The organism is Paenibacillus sp. XP01, assembly GCF_057364885.1.
In genome coordinates, this window is the sequence record NZ_CP139481.1 from 6,853,772 (window position 1) to 6,871,889 (window position 18,118).

The following is an 18,118-nucleotide window of genomic DNA, read 5'->3' on the forward strand; positions in this document are numbered from 1 at the left end:
TGTGCGCTCCCAGGCCGTTTTCCTTATTTATGCATAATGTGGAAGACCATCACCGTCTGTGGCAATGCATTTTTTCCAAACTGGATTCACCCAAAAGCAAAGCCATTAGGAGTAGGTTCTAAGACCCAGTTTAACATCTTGATGATGCGCATTCACACCTTGCCTGGCTTGGGGTTTCACCTTCTATGAAAGAGCCGACCATCCTGTACGGCCGACCTCTTCATAGCGGAATTTCGATCCGTTCATCCGATTGCGTCCCAAGTTTTAGCGAATGTTCCAATGTAGTTTTGATCGTCCGGCAACCACGTATACAGTGAATTATTTTCCAGCGGAGAATGCCTGCGATGAATCGGCCACAGGATCTCAAAGATGTAATTGCGCTAATTCCCTCCCAGCTCCCGAGAGCCAAAAAAGCCACCGGGAAGGGGATAATCCCGTTCCGATGGCTTCTATTACATGTCCTGACCAGCATGCGTACATAAGTCTCTATTCCGGCCCTAGGCCTTGAAAATACCTAGCTATTTTAACCTCTTCATTCCGCCTGCAGTACTTCCATTAAGCTGTCGTATTCTTCGCTCGTTAAATACTTGGAAATGACCTGCTCAATCTCTCGCAATTCTTCTTCCGTCAATCCGCCCTCCATGGCGCTCGATATTTGCTGCATCTCCTGTTGCGGCAGCTTGTTCATGAGCAGACTGAAGATCTTCTCTTTCTCCGCCTGCGGCAAGCTGTCTTTTTTGTTCGTAATATCGTCCGGTGATACAACGACCGCTCCGGTCTCTGCGGAAGCTTTGCCTTCCTCCGTTCCATTGGACGCGTCTGTGGTACCAGCGGTTCCATTGGACGTCCCTGCTGTACCAGCGCCAGCATTTGCACCGGTTCCCGATCCTGTTTCAGAATTGGCTCCTAAATTCGATTTTTCATTTAAGTTGCCCTGGCCTGAATCCGGGTTGCCCTGCGATGCATCCTGCGAGGCTTTTTCCTCACTCTTCGTGCTCCCGTCACCTTCGTTCCCCATCACTGAAATGGCACCCTCGGGCACCTTCTCCTCCTCGGCCCCGACGGGTTTATCGGTCGGTTCCGACTCAGGCTCACTCTTCTTTTCGTTGGTTTTGCTCCCGCCCAGAGCACCCTGAAACATGGAGGTTAATCCAAGCGATGACCCTTCCCATTCAATATTGAAGCTTGCCAGCAGCGATTTTACGTACGATTGCACTATCAGTCCGGTTGTCAGCAGCGTCAATGAGCTGACCAGCACAACCGTGAGCAGCATTTTTACAAACCATTGCAGCAGTTTCATTTCTCTTCACTCCCTCCGATGATCCGTCCTCCAGCCTGTCCGGGTGACGGCTAAGCCAAATCCGCTGTTAACCAGTATTGACGGAAAATCGGGGTTTCATATCAGATCAAATGCGAAAAAGCCCCAAGCGACGCCAGATAGGCAGTACTTGGGGCTTACTTATTTATAATGATGGATCAGACGTAGATCGGCATAACCTGATTCGTCTGTTCACGGTTACGGCCTACCGAGAAGATGGCAATCGGAATGCCTGTCAGCTCGGATACGCGTTTGATGTAGTTTTGCGTGTTCACTGGCAGATCTTCCAGCTTTTTCGCTCCCGTGATATCTTCACTCCAGCCTGGCAGCTCCTCGTAAACCGCCTCGCACTCCGCCAGCATTTTCAAGCTAGCCGGATAATGAGTGATGATCTCGCCTTTGTATTTGTATCCGGTACAGATTTTCACGGTTTCCAATCCTGTCATCACGTCCAGCGAGTTCAGGGACAGGCCAGTGATACCGCTCACGCGACGGGCGTGACGAACAACGACGCTGTCGAACCAGCCAACGCGGCGAGGACGTCCGGTAACCGTACCGTACTCATGACCCGTTTCGCGGATCTGGTCGCCAACAGCATCAAACAGTTCCGTTGGGAATGGACCATCGCCTACGCGTGTTGTATACGCCTTAGCCACGCCGATGACCTGCTGAATGCGTGCCGGGCCAACGCCGGAACCGATACATACGCCGCCTGCGGATGGGTTCGAAGACGTTACGAACGGGTAGGTACCTTGGTCGATGTCGAGCATAACGCCTTGCGCGCCTTCAAACAGCACCTTTTTGTTCTCGTCGATGAACTCGTTCAGGACGACGGAAGTATCGCGCACGTATGGACGAAGAACCTCGGCATACTCCAGGTAATCCTTCAGGATTTGCTCTACATCCACCGGCTCGCCATCGTATACTTGCTCAATGACGCGATTTTTCTCCTGCACCAGATGGCGCAGCTTCAGTTCGAACTCTTCGGCATCCATCAGGTCCGCCATGCGGATTCCGATACGGGCTGCTTTGTCCATGTAACAAGGACCGATCCCTTTGCCTGTCGTACCGATTTTGTTCGGTCCTTTACGCTCTTCTTCCAGCGCATCCAGTACCATGTGATATGGCAGAATGATATGTGCCCGGTCGCTGATCGTCAGGTTTTTCGTTGTAAAGCCATTGTCATGAATATAATTAATCTCTTCAATAAGTGCCTTCGGGTTAATGACCATGCCGTTGCCGATGACGCAAGCTTTGTCAGTGTTGAAAATCCCCGATGGAATCATCGTCAGCTTATATTTTTTGTTATCGATCAAAATCGTATGGCCGGCATTGTTACCTCCTTGGTAACGAGCGACCACGTCCGCGCTTTCCGCGAGATAATCCGTGATTTTGCCTTTTCCTTCGTCTCCCCATTGCGTTCCCACTACAACTACCGTTGACATGTGCATTCCTCCGTGGGTGCCTTGCGCACCTTTTATTGATCTGTCCGTCCTCTATCTCGGCAGGCAAATGAATGTGAAAACACCGGCGGAGAAGCGTGCTAACGGACAGTGAAAACTCCTTCGTTACATTGGAAGGAAGGTTTTCGCTGCTTTAACGCAGCAGTAATAGTGTACCAGTCCCCATTTTCAAAGTCAAATCAATAAACGAACTAATCATATATTTTTCGTTGTTAATGTTCGGAAATACACCTAAGTTGCGGCTGAATGTATCCATTATTGTTCCAAAAGCACGCAAAGAAAACCGGCTATGCCTGCGCCCTGGAAGCAGGATGGCATGCCGATTTCTTATGGCAACACGGAATTGCGCAAAACGGCGCAACTCCATCATTGCATATAATGCTTTACGCATCAGAGGTCTGTACTACATCGCGAATGCATCGTTATGCGCCCGCTCGTAGTTGACGAATTTGTTGAACTGCTTCAGGAAGACCAACTCTACCGTACCTACCGGACCGTTACGCTGTTTGGCGATAATGATCTCGATAATGTTCTTCTTCTCGGTCTCCTGGTTGTAATAATCATCCCGGTACAAAAACGCCACGATATCGGCATCCTGCTCGATCGAACCCGATTCCCGCAAGTCACTCATCATTGGACGCTTGTCCTGCCGCTGCTCCACGCCCCGGCTGAGCTGGGACAACGCGATAACCGGAACTTCAAGCTCACGGCCGATCTGCTTCAGCGTACGGGAAATCTCGGAGACCTCCTGCTGGCGGTTCTCCCCTGCTTTGCCGCGGCCGCTGATGAGCTGCAGGTAATCGATCAGGATCATGCCAAGCCCCTTCTCTTTTTTGAGACGGCGACATTTGGCCCGAATGTCGGCTACCGTGATCCCGGGTGTATCGTCAATATAGACTTCCGCTTCCGACAATGCAGCAATGCCCATCGTCAGCTTCTGCCAGTCCTCGTCGCCCTTGAAATCCCCGTTACGCATGACACCCGCATCCAGGTTCGCCTCAGCGCAGATCATCCGCTGCACAAGCTGTGCCGCCGACATCTCCAGACTGAAGATGGCTACCGTCTCCTGCGCACGAATGGCCACGTTCTGGGCGATATTCAGCGCAAAGGCGGTCTTACCTACGGAAGGACGTGCCGCTACAATGATCAAGTCACTGCGCTGAAAACCTGCGGTCATCTTGTCCAAATCGATAAATCCGGACGGAATGCCTGTTGTTGTTCCCCTGTTCTGATGCAGCGTCTCGACACGGTCGAACACTTCCATCAGAACGTCGCGGATGGCAATAAAGCCGCTGCTGGAGCGACGATTGGAAATTTCCAGGATGCGCCGTTCGGCTTCCCCGAGCATGGCCGATACATCCTCTCCGCCTGCATAACCTTCGCTCACAATCTGCGTGGCGGTACGGATGAGTCGCCGCAGCATCGATTTTTCTTCGATGATCTGGGCGTAATAATCGACATTGGCTGCCGTAGGCACGCCATGGGCCAGCTTCGCAAGATAGCTGACGCCGCCGGCCTCCTCCAGCTCGCCTTTGTCCTTCAAACGCGAAGTCAGCGTGACAAGGTCAATCGGCTGATTTTCCTCGCCAAGCTGAATCATCGTTTCATAGATGAGTTGATGCGGCTTGTCATAGAAATCCTCGGTTTGCACCCGTTCCATCGCTGTAATCAGGGCCTCTCCCTGAAGCAGGATTGCACCCAGCACGGCCTGCTCGGCTTCCAGGTTCTGCGGGGGAATCCGGTCGAATAACATTTCGCCGCCCATCTTACTCCTCCGTTACCTGTACCTTGATAGTCGCTTTGACTTCAGGATGAACCTTCACCGTTACTTGTGTTACGCCGAGTGTACGGATTGGATCGTCCAGTTCGATTTTGCGTTTATCGATTTTCAAGCCTTTGGCTGCAAGCGCCTCGGCGATTTGTTTGCTTGTGATGGCCCCGAACAGGCGACCGCCTTCACCCGCTTTGGCTTTCAGTTCGGTGACTTCAGCCTCCAGCTTTTTGCCGAGCACTTCCGCTTCCGCTTTTTCTTCTTGTTTGCGGCGCTCTTCGGCTGCATTCTGGTTCTCCAGCGTTTTCATGTTTCCGTCGGTAGCCAGACGCACCAGCCCGCGCGGCAGAAGGAAATTCTGTGCATATCCTTCCGATACTTCCTTCACTTGTCCTTTTTTCCCCTGACCTTTAACATCTTTTATAAAAATGACTTTCATTCGAACAGCCCCTCTTCCTTTTCGATTTCAGCCAGTACGTTCATCAGCCGTTTTTCTGCCTCTCCCAGCGATCCTTCCAGCTGAACAGCCGCATTGGTCAAATGCCCGCCGCCGCCGAGCCGTTCCATGACGACCTGTACGTTCATGCGGCCGAGCGATCTTGCACTGATTCCGATCAGCCCGTCCGGACGCTCGCTGATCACAAATGAAGCGACGACGTCGTTCATGTTCAGCAAGGTGTCCGCCACTTGGGCGATCATCATTTGCGGGAGCTTGCTGCCGCGTTCAGTGACCGCAAGCGCAATGTTCCCATATACCATTTTAGCATGCTTTATGATTTCTGCCTTAGCAATATATTCTGACAGATTTTCTTTCATTAGCCGTTGGATCATGATGGTATCTGCACCACTTCTGCGCAGGAAGCCGGCCGCCTCGAACGTTCTTGACCCGGTATGCAGCGCGAAATGCTTCGTATCCACCGTAATTCCCGCGAGCAGCGCCGTCGCTTCCAGCGGCGTGAACTGTACCTTGTCATGGATATATTGCAACAGCTCGGTAACAAGCTCGGCAGCCGATGAAGCGTAAGGCTCAAGATAAATCAGCACAGCGTCGTTAATGAATTCCTCGCCGCGGCGGTGGTGGTCCACCACGACTACGCGCGTAGCGGCCTGTACCAGCTTGGGCTCCATCGTCATGGAGGCTTTGTGGGTATCGACAACGACGAGCAGCGTGTGCTCGGTCATGACCTGGGTTGCCTGTTCGGGCGAAATAAAGGCTTTGGCCAACTTTTCGTCCTTGTTCACCAGCTCCATCATTCGCTCAATGGACGGATTTACCCCATCCAGGACGATGCGTGCCTCCACATTGTACAGGCTGGCCGCTTTCCACACCCCGATGGAAGCGCCGATCGCATCCATATCGGGCATTTTATGCCCCATAATAATGACCCGATCGCTCTCCTGCATAAGATCCCGCAAAGCATGCGCAATGACCCGGGCGCGAACCCGCGTCCGTTTCTCGACGGCATTGGACTTGCCGCCATAGAAGGACAGCCGCTGTCCCGATTTGACGGCAGCCTGGTCGCCGCCGCGCCCTAGCGCCATATCGAGACTGGACTGAGCAAGCTCTCCCAGCTCGCTAATGCTATCCGAACCAAAGGCCAGCCCGATGCTAAGCGTCATCGGCACCTTGAGATCGGCGGTCATTTCCCGTACCTCGTCCAGAATGACAAACCGGCTCTGCTCCAGTTCCTGCAGCGCCTTGTGGTTCAGCATCATCAGGTAGCGGTCGGACGACAAACGGCGCAAATACACTTCGTACCGCTTCGCCCAAGCCGTGATTTCGCTGGTTACGCGGGCAATCAGCGAGGTGCGCTGCTGGTCGTCCATGCCTTGTGCCGCCTCGTCCAGATTGTCGAGCACCAGAATGCCCAGCGCGATTCGTTCATTTTCGTACTTATCCCGGAGAACAGCCAACTCGGTAATTTCATACACGTACACGTACCGTTCCAGCGGGTTATGGATGACGCCGTAATATCGGTCATCGAGTTGGAACTCGTCGTGCAGTTCCTTGGATGCCGCGTCTTTCGATCCGTCCTTCTTTTCTTTCGGCTGCGGCAGCTTTGGAAACAGATGGCTTAGCGTGCTGCCCACCATCGTTTTCTCCTGAAACATATCCGCCACAAAGCGGTTATGCCATTCTACCGTACGGTCTTCGCTGTACAGCACAATGCCGAAGGGAAGCATGTTTACCGCTTCCCCCTCCATCCGTTTGATGCGTATGGATAATCCGTTAATGTAATCATTCAATTCCCGGCGAAAGGCAAGCTCCGCTTTGATCATGACAATGCCGAGCGCCGAAGCGAGTATCAGGCTGATCAAACCAAGCGTCCAGTTGTAAATGGTCACGAACATGACCAGCAGGAGCAATAGAATAAACGCCCATACGGTATAGTAGCCGTGCCAGCGCTTCTTCAGAAATTTAGGCATGACTCATCACCCTATCGTTTTGGTTTCGAAATTGCCTCTCGAAGCGGGAACGCCAGATCAATGATCCCGATAATCCGAAGCGGCCCAATGAAAAAGACGGCGGCGGCCAGCAGATAGGGGATTACCGGATTCCATTTCCTCAAATGGGACAAGAAAAAGAAAAAACCGATAGCTTGAATCATGAAGCCCAAATTGATTAGCGGCGACAGATTGGCCGCGATCATCGTCCAATACGTCCCGTCGCTTTGTCTTGACACGACCTCGAAGATCAATGCAAGGAAGTAGTACCAGATCAACGCGCGTGGCATTCTCCATTCGCGTGCAGGCGGCAATTTGGACACCGTCACGCCCATAACACTCAGGATGGGACGAGCGACTGCATGCGTGATAAGAGCCATCACCATAGAGGTGACAACCAGTGCAAACGGAATCATGAGCTGCGTCTGTCTCGCCACGTCCTGCGTCATTTCCGGCGTCCATACAAAACCGTTAACCATCTGTGTGGATGATCCGGTTAATGGTTCGACCGTCAGTTGAACCACATCGGTAATATAGCCGGACAGGTCGAACTGGAAAAATACGGTGCCTAAAAGCAAAAGGAACAAATATTCCCCCAGCATCGCACCCATTCCTGACATCAAAGCAAACAGAGCCGATTTCCTTTTCTTATAAGCATTACCCATAATTATAGCAGGAATCGTGAAAATCACGAGCAATAACAAATATATGGGACTGATCATCAACAAAATGACGGCTACCGGCACGAGATGCCATACAAAGGACTTCACCGATAAGGACGCGTACAATACGACTCCCGGAACCAGCACGAAAAAGATCGCGAGCACCGATAGAGGCGTTGGCAGCGAAAGCAACAAGAGCAAATACACGACGCTCCAAACGGCCGTTTTAAAGCTAAATTTCAACAATTTCACCTCTTACGCATATGATCTTCGAGCGCGGATATATCCTGGTACCAGTCTTCCAACTGGTGACCTTCCGATTTGTGCTTTTTCAGTTTCTCTACTAGCAGTGCATCCAGATCCTTGAACGGAATACCAAGCCTGCGGCCCAATATGTACACGCTCATCATCAGACTGGCGAGACTGTCCCCGATTCGGGAGGTGCTGCCTTCCCATAACGCTTTGAACAATCGGGACACCTGGTCAAGCACTTCGGTCTTCAGCCATTCAATCACTTTAGCGCGTTTGGCTACATCCAGTTCTTTAGGCATATTAGCGAAAGTCACTCTCCCCGGAAAAAGCTTTATTCTCCATTATAGCATAAAAAGGGGGGTGTAAAAATGTTCCCCCTTGGCAATGCCCCAAGCTGTCTCCTTGGATAAGGTTATGCTTAACATGATACCGAAAAGCACGGATTATCCCTTTTCTGCAACCGATTTTTTCAAATGGATTTGGCCTTGAGCGTTTCCTTGGCAACGATGCCTTCACAATATTCGATAATTTGGCTGCGCCGCACAATGCCGATAAATCGTTCCATGTCATCCACGACGGGTACAAAGTTCTGAACTTTGGCCAGATTGATCAAGTCCTCCATGTTGGCATTGATCGATACCGGCTTGATATCAAGCCGCAGCGGAACGTCCTTGAGCAAAAACTTTGAAGCGTTTTCAAATGAAATCTTCCCTTCGGAGTTCTTCATGTGCCACAACAAGTCGCCCTCAGTCACGGTACCGATATATTTGCCTTCCTTATTCAAAATGGGCACCGCCGTAAATCGATGATATTCCATCCGTTCCAACGTTTGCCTGAGTGTAGAATCCGACGTTACGCATGTTACCTCTTGCTTGGGCAATAGAAAAAATGCAATATTCATACCCTTGCGTGTCCTCCCTTGTCCTACATACTCAAAAGTTTCTCCAAACTTTATTATACGGGTTATAACACGTGATGTTCCAATCGGGGGAACTCCCTGCGAAAAAGAAAAAAAACAGCAGCCCGTAAAACACGCACTGCTGCCCTGTTCTCATCACACATCGCTGGTATAGAATGGTTGGATTACTCGATCTTCTGCCGATCGGGAATCATCAGTGAGCCGACTGGGGTCGATTCATCCATCCAGTTCGTAATCAGCTCTTTGGCATATTGGACATCCTTCTCATCGGCCTTGCCATAGTAGATGCCATCCTTGCGCATCCCCTCGCCGAGAATCGTAAAGCTGGAAATTTGCGGCTTCTCCTGGGTCAATACCTGTTTGGCCAGGTCAATGATGAAGGAAGGCTGCATATCGGTCTGAAAATTGTCTCCCATGATCTGCAGCAGCTCCGGAATCTTGCCAATTTGATTGAGATTAAGCATTTCGTTCGCCATGGCGTTCAGGAAAATCTGCTGCCGTTTGGTCCGGTTAAAGTCGCTATCCTCACGGTACCTCACGTAGTAAAGGGCTTCCTGACCATCATAGATGGGTTTGCCGCCTTCAATGGTGAACTGTACATGATCCGGGTTTTTGTTCACGATATCCTCTTCAATGGGCAGCTTCACGCCGCCAAGCGCATCGACCACTTTTCGGATTCCATCAAAATTGATCGTGGCATAGTACCCGACATCGGCATCTAAAAATTTCTCCACCGTATTGATGGACATATTCTCTCCGCCAAAAGCGTAGGCATGCGCGATCTTGTCGTAATCGTCTTCGCCATCCTTGTTAGCATCCCGCCCTACAATCTGTACATAGGTATCGCGCGGAATAGATACCAGCAGCACCCTTGACTCCTTTGGACGCACAACGGCATACATGACCGTGTCGGAGCGTCCGCGGGTTTTCTCATAGGCGCGCTTGTCGGACCCGAGCAGCAGCACGGAGAATGGTTTCTCGCGATATACGATCGGATCAGGCGTTTTATTGCCTTCCTGCGGTACGTATGATCTGGAGAGCGAGTCTTCGACCGTACCGGCCAGAAACAGATCGAATGCAGCCACAGCGAGCTGCTGGCGGAACAAATAACCGCCAACTAATAGTACGACGAGTGATAAGAGCGTTATATATAGGCCTTTTCTTTTTTTCTTTTTCTTCTCTTTAGTTCTTCTTGTCATTCGCGGATTCCTTCTTCACTCTCAAAATGAATTGCCAATCTACACTTAACCGCCTGGAATGCGTTCTGACACAATGTTGCCTGACGTCCCCCGTCCTGAAACAGGGTACCTTATGCTCGTTCTATTGTAAACACTGCTGCTCCGCGAAAAGTTACAATCTGGTTAAAAGAAAAGAACAGCTTTCCCTTTATGAACGAGCCTGTGGCCATTCGAATCCCTGTCCCTGCCTGAAAGGGAGAAGCAGATCGGTTGGATCAGCCTCGAATATTTCTTCAACAGGATTTGGAAATCCGAACACACGCGGATCAGAGAATGCTGCACTCGTATAACAGATCGCTGTCCTTTCCATCCATATATGAAATGATACACCGGATTCAGCTGTTCGTCACGGCCTCGTTTGACTGAAGGCTTTTCTCCCGGCTGCGAATGCGTCCCGTAATCAGCGCCGCCACAAGCGTAAGCACACTGAAGATTACAGCCGACCAGAATAAGCCGCTATAACCCTGTCCGGTCGTCTGATGCACAGCCTCCAGCAGCGTATCGCGAATGCCCTGATCGGGGATTTGCGCCAGTCCCTCCGTCAGACTGGATACATCGCTGCTCGCGGCCCCTTCGGATGCGAATTGATCCATCATTTCCGGCTGGACCTGGATGCCTTTGTCGGTGAACGCATGCTGGACATTCGTGCCCAGGTTCGTAAACGAGCGAGCAAGGAAGCCGGCGAAAATCGTAGGCGCAATCGCCATGGCCATCTGGCGGAACAACGAACTGGTCGCTACGGCGATCCCCTTGTTGTTCTCGCCCGCTTGCTCCGTAACAAGCACATTCACGGGTGCTCCCAGCATCATGCCGAAGCCGATACCGACCAGCACGCTCGCAATGACGAACTGCCAGAGGTCTTCCACCCATAGCGGGAAGAGCAAGAAACCGACGGCAGACAGGAGACCCGCTACCGATAGCGTCCAGATCGGCCCTTTACGATCGACAAGGTACCCGCCGCCGCCCGCGCCGATGCCGGATGCAAGGGCCAGCGGCGTAAACCAATAGCCGGAAGCCGTGTTGGACACGCCCAAATACTGCTCGACGAAACCAGGGATAAAGATGACCGATGCCAGAATGGCTCCGGAGAAGAACGCGATAAGCAGCGTCCAGCGAAAAGAAGCGATACCGAGAAGCCGCGTAGACACCACAGGCTCGCGGCGTGTTCCTTCCAGCCTTTTCTCAAGGTAGTAGAAAATAATCAGGATAGCGATGCCTCCGGCGAAGAATCCGTAAAACATAGGGGATACGATGCTCTCCAGCATGTTGACGCCATCCAGATTGCTGAAACTGTACATCAGACTGAGCACCCCGAGCGTTAGGACCGCTATGCCGCTCCAGTCTACAGCCGCTTTGTTGAGTTCCTGCTCCTCCTGGATATAACGGATGCCTGCCACAAACAATAGAATCGCAATCGGCACGTTAATGAGAAACAACCAATGCCAGTTGCCCGTAACATCCAGAATAAACGAACCGACGTTAGGCCCAAGAATGGCCGCGATGCCGTTCATGCCCCCCAGGATCCCCAAAGCGCTTCCTTGTCGTTCTGCCGGAAAACGGCTTAATACATAAGAGCTCGCAATGATAAATATCCCGCCGCCGCCAAGCGCTTGAATAACGCGGGATATCAGGAAAAACGTAAAGGACGTGCTTAAGGCGACGAGCAACGAGCCGACGCCAAACAGAGCAACCTCAATCAAAAACAGCTTCTTGCGGCCATAACGGTCCGACAGCTTGCCTGCAATGGGCACGCTGACTGCAAGGCCCAGCGTATACAGCGTGATCGTCCACGCCCCCCATGTTGGCGTCACGCCGAACGAAGCGTTCAGCGTTGTAAGCGACGAAGTAATAATGCCGTTATCCAATGCTGCCATAAAAACGCCGACCGCGAATAACATGAGCGGCCATTTCATCTGTCTTTGCATTTCGCTGCCTCCTGATTCATAAAGTAGGTTTCGTTCTCTTCCTTATACATGTATATTAAACGACAACAATCCAAAATGACTCATTGGTCATTTTAAAGCAAATGGAATTCCTATGTCAATTTATGAGTAATCCAATGAAAAATGCCCCCTTGGTTTCAATAACCTGGCGGCATTCTTGACGAGCTGCACGGGTTGCCCTTAACGAAAGCCGAACCCGTATACTCTATATATGTAGATTTGTTCACGTCCGCGCTGAAACTACTGCTTGCTCGTAAAGCCATAGTTCAATAATTTGCGCGTTTCCACAAAGCGCCCTTCCTGCGTCTCACTGCCAAACACCACCGAGATCAGGCGCTTGCCGCTCCGTTCGGCCGTCCCGACAAAATGATATCCGTCCTCTTGATCAAATCCTGTCTTGAGGCCGTCTCCTCCGTCATAGGCATACGGCCCATCTATGGAAGGCAGCATCCAGTTGGTATTGCTAACGTACATGCCTTTCTGATTCATGGATACCTGAATTTGACTGGAGATCTTCAGAATTTCCGGATGATGGCGGATCAAATAATAGGCCAGGTTGCATGCATCAAGCGCCGTCATGGAGCTATCGCCTTGGATGGCATCAGGTCTATGGGGACCAAGGAGCTCCGTGTGCAGCCCGGTGGAGTTGGCAAAGTGCGTGCTTTCCGACAAACCGATCTCGGCCGCCTTGCGATTCATCGCATCCACGAAGGCAGACTCCGATCCGCCGATATGCTCGGCGAGCGCAATCGTTGCATCATTCGCCGAATACAACGAAACAACATTGAACAGTTCGCGTACGGTGAACCGATCCCCTTGCTTCAACGATAACTGCTTCCCTCCAACCGAGCTCGCATATTGGCTGATGGCCACCGGATCGTCCCAGTTCACCTCACCATTGGAGATGGCATCCATCACCAGCAGTTCCGTCATGATTTTACTAATGCCTGCAGGGGATACTTGATTGGAACCATTATAATCGAGAATAATCTGTTTCGTTCCTGCATCCATCAACACGGCAGATGCAGCCTTGATGGCCGGCTTGCCTACCAACATGCCAGGCTGTATTCCTACATATATAATGACCAGCAAAGCTAGCAAAATGCTTGTCCGTTTCCAACGTTTTTTCACCGACGATCACCTCTTATAGATATAGACGAACGAAAGAGGCATTTTGTCTGCGATTTTTTTAAAAAAAGTTAAATTTTTTTTATCTTTTTGTTACCAATGCAAATTAAATAAAAAAACATGGACCCTGAACACCCGTGCAAGGCGTACAGAATCCATGTTATTCAAGGCTTTTACGCACAACCGATTTCATAAAGGACCCCAAATCCTAATCGGTGTTAAATCATCAGATGTAACCTTTTCCTGTAATTAAGGCACTTATAATTAAGAACATAATTTCAAGTGAAGTTACTGAGCTACTGCTGGTTTGTCTGCATTGACAGCCAAATCGCTCAGGTAGACTCCCGTACCATCGCCAATCGCATAGTTCATTACACGTTTGTTCACTGGAGACAACTCTGCACGGTACAGTGTTGGGAATACAGGCACTTCTTCAATCATGTATTCTTGCCATTGTTTGTAGATCTCTTTGCGTTTCTCTACGTCAAATGCTTCTGCGGACAATCCTTGTGCAAGCAGCTTGTCGTTTTCTTCGCTGGACCAGCGTGGGAAGTTATACAATGCGTCGCGTCCGTACAGACCGGATGGGTCAACGTCGATGCCGACGCTCCATGCCGCCTGGTAAACATCAACCGTAGGATCGTCTTTACCTGTGTTACCTACACGGTCATAGAAGTTGTTAAACTCAACCATTTCAAGGTTTACTTTCAGACCAATCGCTGCCCAAGATTGCACATAATAACGAGCCAGTGGTTCAGCAGTATCTCCACCGGTCATGGAGATGAAGTTGATTTCCAGCGGAGAGCCGTCCGGATTCGTACGGAACTCGCCATTCATTTTGTAGCCTGCTTCATCCAAAAGTTTCTTTGCCGCTTCCGGATCGTAAGTTACGCCCGGGTTGGAGGCATCATGGAATTCGGGATGGGATGGCGGAATCAGCGTTGTTGCATTCCAGCGCAGACCGTTGTAGAAACGTTTACCTACTTGATCGTTGTCTACAGCCAGCCACATCGCCTTACGCAGGTTTTTATCAGCCATTTTGGCATCTGGATTCGTCACGACTTTGCCGTTCTCGGCATCCCATGTTCCGAGTTTGAAACCGATGTATGTGTATGCCCGATCAATCATGCCGAGGTATTCCACATTGGACATGTCTGCATTGTCTTTGTACTGATCCGTCGGGAAGGAGTCTACCATGTCTACTCCTCCGGATTTAAGTTCCTGTACAACCGTTGTCGGGCTGATGACTTTCAACGTTACTTTATCCAGCTTCGGAGCGCCGCGCCAGTAGTCCTCGTTTTTCGTGTACACAACAGACTCGCCCGGAACGATGCTTTCCACTTTGAATGGACCGAAACCGATCGGTTTTTCGCGCACTGCTTTGGAAGAAGACATATCGGCTACATCCATGTCGCCAAAGATATGTTTCGCCAAAGGATATGTCCACACGCCGCCTGTCAGCAGGGACGGTGTAGCTTCTTTATACGTAATGCTGATTTTTTTGTCGCTCAGCACTTTGATGCCGGAAATGGTTTTGGCTTTTCCAGCATGAAACTCTTCCATGCCCACAATGCTTGTGAAGTTGGAATCGTAACGCGGACCGTCATAGCCTTTGCTTCCGATCACTTCATAAGCAAACTGCAGGTCTTCGGCGGTTACAGGCTTGCCGTCATGCCAATTTACGTTGTCGCGGATCGTCAACGTAAACGTTTTGCCGTCTTCGGACGTTTCGTAGGTTGCAGCGCCATCATTGGTATATACATAGTTGGCATCCCAAGTCAGAAGCCCTTCATCAAACCACTGCAGCACCTGGGAGTCCGGGTTACCCGAGTAGAAGTTATAGTTCAAAGTTCCCTCAAAAGCCGTATCCGATACGAGACCGAATGTAATTGAACCGCCTTCGATGGCCGTTCCTTCATTCGTTTTGACATTGCTGAAATCTTTGATGTTGTAAATGCCTTCTTCATTGGCAGGCTTCTCTTCGTTCTTGGCCTCACCGGAATTGGCCGGAGGCGTTGTTGGCGTCGCCTCTTCCTTCTCTGAACTGCAGGCCGCAAGCACCAGTACAAAGACAAGCATCATGGTGAAAAAAATACCCCTTGAAAATAGTCCCTTCTTCATGAACCTTCCTCCCTTTTTTTAACCTCTTCTTTGTCTTGCATCCGTCGCACGCTTCAGAGCCTGACCGACATTATTTATACTCAACATCAGTACCAGAATCAGTAATGATGCAGGTAGCCATATCCACCATCTGGATTCCAGGGTTTGCGGATTTTGAGCATAGCTTACGAGAGTACCAAGACTTGGCGTGCTTTCGGGAAAACCGAATCCCAGAAAGGACAGCCCGGATTCGAGGCCGATGTTTGCGGCCAGATTCAACGTCATCGTCACGATGATAATGGAGCTCAGATTCGGAAGAACCTGCGAAATCATGATTTTCAAGTGGGACGAACCCAAGGTTTTGGATGCTTTTACGTATTCCAGTTCCCTCTCTTGCAGCGCTTTGGAGCGGATCAATCTCGCAATCCCCATCCATAGAAATGCCGTCATGATTAACGAAAAGGAGACAATGCTATATTTAGGCACGGCGGTGACAAACGCAATAACGATCATCAACATCGGTAGAATGCTGAAAAAGTCTAAAAACCGCATAAAAATATTGTCAATGACGCCTCCGAAGTAACCGGAGACTAATCCGAAGAAGATGCCGATTGCACCCGTCATCAAGGTGACGAGAATGCCGATCGTCAACGAATTCCGCGTACCGATGATGAGCTGCCCGAACACGTCGCGGCCACCATAATCAGTACCTAACCAGTAGTCGGCGGAGGGCGGTTCATATAATGCGAACAGGTCTACCTTTACGATTTCGTCCTGATCAAGAATCAGAGCCGTCCCGTACACCAGAAGAATGACCACGCCCAAAAATATAAGTGAAATGAGTGCTATTTTATCCCTTACGATTTCCCTCCACAAGATGTTCATGCTTGAGGGGCTTTTATCCACTTTATGTGAGTTTACGACGATCTCGTTGGCCTTGCTCATTTGTTTTCACCCCGAAATGTTCAAGTTCTTACTTGATCCGAATGCGCGGATCGACAACGCCCAGAATAACGTCAGACAAAAGCGAACCCAAAATCGTAGCTATGCCGTATAAAAGAACAAGCGCGGTAACGACGCTGAAATCGCGAAGCGAGATGGAATTAAGGAACAATGAACCCATGCCCGGATAGCTGAAAATGCTCTCGATGAAAATGGTTCCTCCAATCAAGCCCGTAATTTCATAACCGAAAAACGCGGCAATCGGCAAAAGGGAGTTGCGCAAAATGTGTCTGTTGTAAACCCTCGATTCCGATGCGCCCTTGGCTCTCGCCGTAAGAACGAATTCCTTTTGCTTGATATCGATAATTTCGCTTCGCAAATATTGGACGGTAGATACCGTCGTGATCAAGGCCATGGAAAGGGCCGGCAATAACAAATGGTAGAACTTGCTCATCACATAACTGAATGTCCCCGGCGTTTGTCCCGGAGCCACGCTGCCTCCGGTCGGGAACCATCCGAAATGGAATCCGAAGATCCACAACATCACCAGCGCAAAAATGAACAGCGGTGCGGCAAAGCCCAAATAGGTATACCCCGTAATCAAACGATCCGACCACGTGTCGTTGTATCGGCCGCTGATGATTCCGAGCGGAATGGCAATCAGGTACGTAAGGATCAGCGTTGCCAATGCCAGCCAGAACGTGTTGGCCACACGTTGGCCAATGAGGTCCATAACAGGCATTTTGAAACGGAAAGACTGTCCGAAATCGCCCTGCAAAGCATTCCGGATCCAATCCCAGTACTGCACGTACCAAGGATTGTTAAGCCCCAACCGTTCCCTCTGCTCCTCAAGTGCTTTCGGATCGACGCTTGGATCGAGCAGACCCGTTAGAGCGTCTCCCGGCATGGCCTTGGCCATCAGAAAAACGAGCAGACTGAGCAATATAATTTGGGGAATCATTATGAAAATTCTGCGTACGATTGTTTTCCACATATGGCCTTCAACCTTTCTGAGGGAGAGCTACACGGTGGGTATCCGAAATGGATCGCAGCGAGTAAGCCAGCCCTTCCTCATCAAAGAAATTTCGATAAGAATTCTCGTATTCGGATTTGACCTTCCGACGGAATGCAATCATTTCGTCCCGCTTGGTCGGATCCATATCCGGAATGGCCGCGATCAGCCGCTTCGTATAGATGTGCTGCGGATTCTCGAAAATATCCGCCGTCGTCCCCTGCTCCACGTAACGACCCTTATACATAATCCCGATTTGATCACACATGTGCCGGATAATACCGAGGTCATGGCTGATGAACAGATAAGTAAGATTCAGTTCCTTCTGAATGTCCTGCATAAAGTTAAGCACCTGCGCTTGGACCGACACGTCCAGAGCGGATACAGGCTCATCCGCAATAATGAGCTTCGGCCTCAGGGCAATCGCGCGGGCGATTCCGATCCGCTGCCGTTGGCCTCCGGAAAATTCATGAGGGTATTTGTATATCGATTCGGGGCTAAGCCCCACCTTTTCCAGCAAATCTCTGACTTGCGTCTTCTCCTCTGCAGGCGACAGCTTCTCGTAGTTGCGAAGCGGTTCGGCGATAATGTCCAGAACACGTTTCTTAGGGTTCAACGAAGAATACGGATCCTGGAAGATCATTTGCACGTCGCGCTGGAGCTGCCGATCTTTGCGTCGTTCTTTGGTAAGGTCCTTGCCATTGAACAGAATCTTACCAGCAGTTACATGGTTCAGACCGATTACAGCCCGACCCGTCGTCGTCTTGCCTGAACCCGACTCCCCCACAAGTCCATATGTTTGCCCTTCTTCAATGGAGAAGCTTACATCGTCGACCGCCTTGATGCTTCCGATCTCTCTCCTGAACAGCCCCCCGCGAATCGGAAAATGAATTTTGAGTCCTTCTACTTCAAGTAGTGCCATGTT

At 50.5% G+C, this 18,118-nt stretch carries 16 protein-coding genes; all 16 read right to left on the reverse strand.

Going from position 1 to position 18,118, the window contains the following annotated elements:
- Positions 1–532: 532 nt before the first annotated feature.
- The 16 genes from SNR34_RS30815 to SNR34_RS30890 all read right to left on the reverse strand — a co-directional run bounded on the left by SNR34_RS30815 (position 533) and on the right by SNR34_RS30890 (position 18,115).
- Positions 533–1,300 (reverse strand): hypothetical protein, encoded by a 768-nt coding sequence (locus SNR34_RS30815; protein ID WP_486180910.1) that lies wholly within the window; start codon positions 1,298–1,300, stop codon positions 533–535.
- 176 nt (positions 1,301–1,476) lie between these two features.
- The gene (locus SNR34_RS30820) at positions 1,477–2,763 is read right to left on the reverse strand and encodes an adenylosuccinate synthase (protein ID WP_236413636.1); all 1,287 of its coding nucleotides are present in this window, start codon (positions 2,761–2,763) and stop codon (positions 1,477–1,479) included.
- A 151-nt stretch (positions 2,764–2,914) separates the two neighbouring features.
- Entirely contained in the window at positions 2,915–3,172 is a 258-nt protein-coding gene (locus tag SNR34_RS30825) for a hypothetical protein (RefSeq protein WP_486180911.1), read from the reverse strand.
- 12 nt (positions 3,173–3,184) lie between these two features.
- Positions 3,185–4,546, reverse strand: coding sequence for a replicative DNA helicase (dnaB, locus tag SNR34_RS30830; RefSeq protein ID WP_236413638.1), 1,362 nt, complete (start codon positions 4,544–4,546; stop codon positions 3,185–3,187).
- 1 nt (position 4,547) lies between these two features.
- Entirely contained in the window at positions 4,548–4,991 is a 444-nt protein-coding gene (gene rplI / locus SNR34_RS30835; protein ID WP_236413640.1) for a 50S ribosomal protein L9, read from the reverse strand.
- Entirely contained in the window at positions 4,988–6,979 is a 1,992-nt protein-coding gene (locus SNR34_RS30840; protein WP_236413642.1) for a DHH family phosphoesterase, read from the reverse strand. Before SNR34_RS30840 ends, rplI begins: the two co-directional genes overlap by 4 nt.
- 11 nt (positions 6,980–6,990) lie before the next feature.
- Positions 6,991–7,902 (reverse strand): DUF2232 domain-containing protein, encoded by a 912-nt coding sequence (locus SNR34_RS30845; RefSeq protein WP_486180912.1) that lies wholly within the window; start codon positions 7,900–7,902, stop codon positions 6,991–6,993.
- A 5-nt stretch (positions 7,903–7,907) separates the two neighbouring features.
- Positions 7,908–8,210, reverse strand: coding sequence for a MazG-like family protein (locus SNR34_RS30850; RefSeq protein WP_236413646.1), 303 nt, complete (start codon positions 8,208–8,210; stop codon positions 7,908–7,910).
- 170 nt (positions 8,211–8,380) lie between these two features.
- The gene (locus SNR34_RS30855; RefSeq protein ID WP_236413647.1) at positions 8,381–8,812 is read right to left on the reverse strand and encodes a CBS domain-containing protein; all 432 of its coding nucleotides are present in this window, start codon (positions 8,810–8,812) and stop codon (positions 8,381–8,383) included.
- 182 nt (positions 8,813–8,994) lie between these two features.
- Positions 8,995–10,029 (reverse strand): LCP family protein, encoded by a 1,035-nt coding sequence (locus tag SNR34_RS30860; protein WP_236413648.1) that lies wholly within the window; start codon positions 10,027–10,029, stop codon positions 8,995–8,997.
- Positions 10,030–10,403: 374 nt separating this feature from the next.
- Positions 10,404–11,993 carry an MFS transporter gene (locus SNR34_RS30865; RefSeq protein ID WP_486180913.1) on the reverse strand — a complete coding sequence of 530 codons (1,590 nt, stop codon included), beginning with the start codon at positions 11,991–11,993 and terminating at the stop codon, positions 10,404–10,406.
- 258 nt (positions 11,994–12,251) lie between these two features.
- Positions 12,252–13,142, reverse strand: a complete 891-nt coding sequence (locus tag SNR34_RS30870; RefSeq protein WP_339275426.1) for a D-alanyl-D-alanine carboxypeptidase family protein — start codon at positions 13,140–13,142, stop codon at positions 12,252–12,254.
- A 285-nt stretch (positions 13,143–13,427) separates the two neighbouring features.
- A complete protein-coding gene (gene opp4A / locus SNR34_RS30875; RefSeq protein WP_339275427.1) occupies positions 13,428–15,260 on the reverse strand; it encodes an oligopeptide ABC transporter substrate-binding protein in 1,833 nt (610 codons plus the stop codon).
- Positions 15,261–15,278: 18 nt separating this feature from the next.
- A complete protein-coding gene (locus SNR34_RS30880) occupies positions 15,279–16,184 on the reverse strand; it encodes an ABC transporter permease (protein ID WP_486180914.1) in 906 nt (301 codons plus the stop codon).
- A 28-nt stretch (positions 16,185–16,212) separates the two neighbouring features.
- On the reverse strand, positions 16,213–17,175 hold the full coding sequence (gene opp4B / locus SNR34_RS30885) for an oligopeptide ABC transporter permease (RefSeq protein ID WP_236413653.1): 963 nt from the start codon (positions 17,173–17,175) through the stop codon (positions 16,213–16,215).
- A 7-nt stretch (positions 17,176–17,182) separates the two neighbouring features.
- Complete coding sequence (locus SNR34_RS30890) at positions 17,183–18,115, reverse strand: ABC transporter ATP-binding protein (protein ID WP_236413654.1); 933 nt, start codon at positions 18,113–18,115, stop codon at positions 17,183–17,185.
- Positions 18,116–18,118 lie beyond the last annotated feature (3 nt).